We start from the raw sequence: 4,524 nt of genomic DNA, 5'->3' as shown, positions 1-4,524 counted from the left end.
CCCCTCGACGCGCGGCTGATCCTGCTGGTGGCTGAAGATCGGCGCGACGCGGTGGCCCGCTGGCGGCAAAGCCCGCTCTGGCAGAGCCTGCCGCTGACCTCGCGCTACCCGATCGGGCTGATCGAGCAGCCCATCAGCGACGCCGGAGCCCTGATTACCGCCGGGCGCTTTGCCGATATTTTCAGCCAGCTGATGGCGGGGTGGCGCGATGCCTGAACCCTTTTCCCGACGCCTGTCGTGGGGCGTTATCGCCGCGCTGTGGCTGATTTCCCTGCTGCTGGCGGCCAGCGACGTGCTGCATCAGGGCGGATTTCATGCGCTATTTAGCGCGCAAAACGCGCTGCCGCAGGCGATTATCCTGCACGGCATGTGGCTTCCACGTCAGGGAATGGCCATCGTCAGCGGCGCCACCCTCGGGCTCTGCGGCTGGCTGATGCAGCGCGCGCTGCGCAATCCGCTGGCGGAGCCGATGACCCTCGGCCTGACCTCGGGCGCGACCCTGGCGATGGGGCTGGCATCGCTGTGGCTGCCGGCGCTGACCGGCGGGCCGCGAATGGCGGTGATTATCGGCGGCGAGCTGGCGGCGCTGCTGCTGGTGCTGCTCCTGAGCTGGCGTCAGCGCCTCTCCCCGCTGGTGATGATTCAGGCCGGCATGATGATCAACCTGTGGTGCGGGGCGCTGACGATGCTGATCGCTATCGTCAACGACCGCTTTCTGCTGACCGTCCTGATGTGGGGCGGCGGCTCGCTGGCGCAGGAAGATGGTCATCTGCTGCTGGCGCTGCTGCCGTGGCTGGCGCTCTGCGCGCTCCTGCTGGCCCTGCTGCTGCGCCCGCTGGAGCTGCTGCAGCTGCCGGAGACGATGGTCAGCGGCCTCGGCGCCTCGCCGCTACGCATTCGCGGCACCGCGGTCGCGCTGGCGCTGGTGATGAGCGCAGTGATTATCAACGCCGTCGGGGTGATTGGCTTTCTTGGCCTCGCCGCGCCGCACCTTGCGCGCTTTGGCGGCGCCCGCACCTCGCGCCAACTGATGCTGCACAGCGCGCTGACCGGCGCCGGCCTGCTGTGGTTTACCGACCTCTGCGTATCAAAGGTCTCGCTGTTCAACGGCCAGCTGCTGCCGGTGGGGATGCTGACCGCGCTAACCGGCGGGCCGCTGCTGATCCTGCTGGCGCGCCACGCCCGCCAGCACGGGATTGATACCTCCCCGCCGCCGCTGATCCCGGCGCAGCCCGCCGGCCGCTGGATCCCGTGGGCGGTGGCCCTGGCGCTGGCGGCGGCCGTCGTGATTTCGCTGTTCCTCGGCCACGGGATAAGCCACTGGCACTGGGCGACCCGCGGCGAGCTGGCGCAGCTGCTGCCGCTGCGGATCCCCCGTCTGCTGGCTGCCATCAGCGCCGGCGCCCTGCTGGCCGCCGCCGGAGTCCTGATGCAGCGGGTGAGCGGCAACCCGCTGGCCAGTCCGGAAGTGCTGGGCATCGGCGGCGGCGCGGCGATGGGGGTGACGGCCTATATTCTGCTGTTCCCCACTCAGGGAAGCGCTTTTCTGCTGCTCAGCAGCCTGACCGGGGCGCTGATCAGCCTGCTGCTGACGATGTGGAACAGCCGCCGCAGCGCCTTTAATCCGCAGCGGGTGCTGCTCAACGGCCTGGCGCTGAACGCCCTTTGTCAGGCGGCGGTGAGCATCGTGATGCTCAATAACCTTGCCGCCAGCGCGGTGCTGCTGCCGCTGATGACCGGCAGCACCTACTACATCAGCGCCCCGCTGGCGCAGGTGCTGTTTATCGCCACCCTGATCCTGCTGGCGCTGGCGCCGCTGTTTCGCCGCTGGCTGGTGCTGCTGCCGCTGGGCGGCGTCGCCGGTTCGCTGGGCGTTTCCCTGCCCCGCGCCCGCCTGGGCGTGCTGGTGCTGGCGGCGGTGATGACCGGGCTGGCGACCCTGCTGGTGGGCCCGGTGTCGTTTATTGGCCTGCTGGGGCCGCATCTGGCGCGCCGGCTCGGGGTCAAGGGGCCGCTGGCGCAGCTGTACGCCGCGGCGCTGCTGTCGGCGGTCATTATGACGGTCGCCGACTGGCTGGGGCGCAACGCGCTCTATCCGCGCCAGCTGCCGGTTGGGCTGGTGGCATCGCTTATCGGCGTTCCGCTGCTGGTCTGGCCGCTGATCCGTCCCGGGGCCCATCGTTAATTCGCATAACGCATTGTGAGTAATGAATAAGGAATTTCACATGTCGGTGTTGTTGGTTTTATTTCGAATGGTCGGCGGCTGGCTGCTGCTGGCGGTGGTCGCCGGGCTGATTAGCGGCTTTAGCAACGCTTCGCTGCTGGCGATGATTAACCACAGCCTGACGCTGCCGCAGACCGACCGCTGGCTCGGGCCCGGCGTGCAGTTTGCGCTGCTGGCGCTGCTGATGCTGGCCACCCGCGTTATCTCGCAGACCACCTTTATGTATCTCGGCCAGAGGGTGAAGGCGCGCCTGCGCGGCGAGCTGACCCGCCAGGTCAGCGAAACCCGCTGGCTGCAGCTGGAGAAGTCCGGGATGAGCAAAACGATATCGGTGCTCACTCAGGACCTCGACACCCTGGTGGTGTTTTTCGTCAGCCTGCCCAACCTGTTCATCTACGGGGCGGTGATCGCCGGCTGCCTGGTTTATCTCGCCACCCTCTCCGTCAGCGTTCTCGGGCTGGCGCTGGCGGCCATCGCCCTCGGCAGCCTCGGCTACCGCGCCGCGCACGGCCGGGCCATGGGCCTGCTACGCCAGTCGCGGCTGCGGGAGGATACCCTGATTCAGCAGTGCAAAAAGCTGTTCGACGGCGGACGCGAATATCGCCTTAACGCCGACCGCCGCCGCCGTTTCGTCGCCGGCGAGCTGGCCGATAATATCGAGGCCGTGCGCCAGCAGCGCACCCGCGGCTACGTGCTGTACGGGCTCGCCACCAGCTGGGGCAGCATTTTGTTCTTCGCCTTTATCGGCCTGGTGCTGTTCGGCCTGCGCGACCTGCTGACGCTCGAGCCCGCGACCATCACCGGCTACGTGATGATATTTCTGTATATGATTGTGCCGGTGGAGGGCGTGCTGTCGTCGCTGCCGACCCTCGCCAGCGCCAGGGTCGCGCTGCAGCGGGTACAGCAGCTGCGCGAGGATCTGCCGCCGGAGCAGCCGCAGCGCCCCCTGCCCGCGGAGCCCTTTCGCTCCCTGGCGCTGGAAGCCATTCGCTATCAATACCGGGGGGAAGATGGGGAAAGCTTCACCCTCGGCCCGCTCGATATGCGCTTCTCCCCGGGCGAGCTGGTGTTTATCGTCGGCGGCAACGGCAGCGGTAAAACCACCCTCGCCAACCTGCTGGTGGGGCTCTATCCGCCGGATAGCGGCGCGATCGTGCTCAACGGCCGCGCCCTTGCCGGCGATCGGCAGGAGGGCTACCGCCAGCTGTTTTCGGCGGTATTTAACGACTTTTTCCTCTTCGACGACGTGGCGTTTGTCCACGAACGCACGACGGAGCAGGTTAACCATCTGCTGCGGCTCCTGAAGCTGCAGCACAAGGTCCGCTTTGCCGAGGGACGCTTCTCAACCACCGCCCTGTCGCAGGGGCAGCGCAAGCGGCTGGCGCTGCTGCAGGCGTGGCTTGAGGAGCGCCCGCTGTACCTGTTCGACGAGTGGGCGGCCGATCAGGACCCGGAGTTTAAGGCGGTGTTTTATCTTGAGCTCCTGCCGATGCTGAAGGCCGAGGGCAAAACCATCGTCGCCATCACCCATGACGATCGCTACTTCCACCTCGCGGACCGCATCATCAAGCTGGAGTCGGGGCGCATCGTCCAGGCTGACCCGCTTTAGTGCTGGCGCCTGGCGCGCGCGCCGAACAGCAGCGCCGCCAGCGCCGCCATTACCGGGACCAGCGAGCCCCAGAGGACGGCGTTCCAGCCAAAGAGATTCATCAGCGCGCCGGAGGCGAAGGCCCCCACCATCATCACACCGAAAACGATAAAGTCGTTCAGCGACTGTACCTGGGTTTTCTCTTCCGGACGGTGGAAATCCATAATCTGCGTCGAGGCGCCGGTGAAGCCGAAGTTCCAGCCGATGCCCAGCAGGATAAGCGATACCCAGTAGTGCATCACCTCGGTGCCGGACAGCCCAACCAGCACCGACAGCGCGAGAAGCGCCAGCCCCGCCGCGTTAATGCGTCCGGCTCCGAAGCGGGCGATCAGCCTGCCGGTAAAAAAGCCGGGGCCGTACATCGCCACCACGTGCCACTGAATGCCGAGGTTCGACGCCTGCTGTGAAATCCCGTGCAGGTGCATGGAGAGCGGCGCGGCGGTCATCAGGAAGTTCATCACCATGTAGGCCACCGCCCCGCTGAATACCGTGCGGGCAAAACCCGGCTGGCGCACAATATCCCCGAGCGGGCGGCCGCCGCTCCGCGCCTGGGCCACCGGCTCCGCGGACTTGACCCCCAGCAGCACCAGCGCCGAAACCGCCGCCACCGCCCCCCGGGCAATGAAGGCCATGCCGAAGGAATGAGCCGGCC

Annotated in this window: 3 protein-coding genes and 1 pseudogene; 3 read left to right on the top strand and 1 reads right to left on the bottom strand. The window is 67.1% G+C overall.

Annotated elements, in window-relative coordinates:
* The 3 genes and pseudogenes from PFH44_RS25135 to PFH44_RS25125 all read left to right on the top strand — a co-directional run.
* Positions 1 to 216 (top strand): annotated as a pseudogene (locus PFH44_RS25135) (iron-siderophore ABC transporter substrate-binding protein); the annotation flags it as partial.
* Complete coding sequence (gene fhuB / locus PFH44_RS25130; RefSeq protein ID WP_283826510.1) at positions 209 to 2,185, top strand: Fe(3+)-hydroxamate ABC transporter permease FhuB; 1,977 nt, start codon at positions 209 to 211, stop codon at positions 2,183 to 2,185. The pseudogene PFH44_RS25135 and the gene fhuB, both read left to right, overlap by 8 nt.
* A gap of 40 nt (positions 2,186 to 2,225) precedes the next feature.
* The gene (locus tag PFH44_RS25125) at positions 2,226 to 3,833 is read left to right on the top strand and encodes a cyclic peptide export ABC transporter (RefSeq protein WP_283826509.1); all 1,608 of its coding nucleotides are present in this window, start codon (positions 2,226 to 2,228) and stop codon (positions 3,831 to 3,833) included.
* Here the strand turns inward: PFH44_RS25125 and PFH44_RS25120 are convergent.
* Positions 3,830 to 4,524 (bottom strand): MFS transporter (locus tag PFH44_RS25120; RefSeq protein WP_283826508.1); only part of this gene is annotated, 695 nt, incomplete at its 5' end. The genes PFH44_RS25125 and PFH44_RS25120 overlap by 4 nt on opposite strands.

Source organism: Klebsiella sp. Ech2A, from assembly GCF_030078455.1.
Taxonomy (GTDB): Bacteria; Pseudomonadota; Gammaproteobacteria; order Enterobacterales; family Enterobacteriaceae; genus Klebsiella; species Klebsiella terrigena.
This window is presented reverse-complemented; position numbering and strand designations above follow the sequence as displayed.

Excerpts from the sequence above, each read along its gene's own strand:
- fhuB (WP_283826510.1), top strand. The coding sequence starts at position 209 with ATGCCTGAACCCTTTTCCCGACGCCTGTCGTGGGGCGTTATCGCCGCG.
- PFH44_RS25125 (WP_283826509.1), top strand. The coding sequence starts at position 2,226 with ATGTCGGTGTTGTTGGTTTTATTTCGAATGGTCGGCGGCTGGCTGCTG.